Origin of the sequence: Streptococcus mitis (genome assembly GCF_946190115.1) — a bacterium.
In the GTDB taxonomy this organism is placed as follows: domain Bacteria; phylum Bacillota; class Bacilli; order Lactobacillales; family Streptococcaceae; genus Streptococcus; species Streptococcus mitis_CO.
Genome location: NZ_CAMHZG010000052.1, coordinates 1 through 411 on the forward strand (window position 1 = coordinate 1; position 411 = coordinate 411).

Genomic DNA, 411 nt, shown 5'->3' on the forward strand with positions numbered 1-411 from the left:
TATTGGATCTAAACCATTGATTGGCTCATCTAAAATTAACAATTTAGGTTTTGTTAGAAAGGCACGAGCTAAACCAAGCCTTTGCCTCATTCCTAACGAAAAATCTTTTACTTTTTTAGTCGTATTTTTTAATCCGACCATTCTTAAGGCTCTTATTATATCTGATTCAATAATATTTTTCCCCATATACTGAGCGTGAATTTCCAAAATTTCTTTTGCAGTGCAATTATCATAAAAAATTGGTGATTCAATAATACTTCCAATCTGACTTAGAATTTCTTCTCTGTGTTCTTGTAAATTTTTCCCAAAAATCTCAATACTACCTGATGTAATTGTTGATAAGGATAACATACATTTCATTAACGTTGTTTTTCCAGCACCATTCGGTCCTAAAAAACCATAGATTTCTCC

The 411-nt window shown here is 31.1% G+C and carries 1 protein-coding gene; it reads right to left on the bottom strand.

The window, feature by feature from the left end:
* Nucleotides 1-411, bottom strand: a 411-nt coding sequence (locus N8L90_RS09360; protein ID WP_261025219.1) for an ATP-binding cassette domain-containing protein, incomplete at both ends; no start/stop codon positions are given.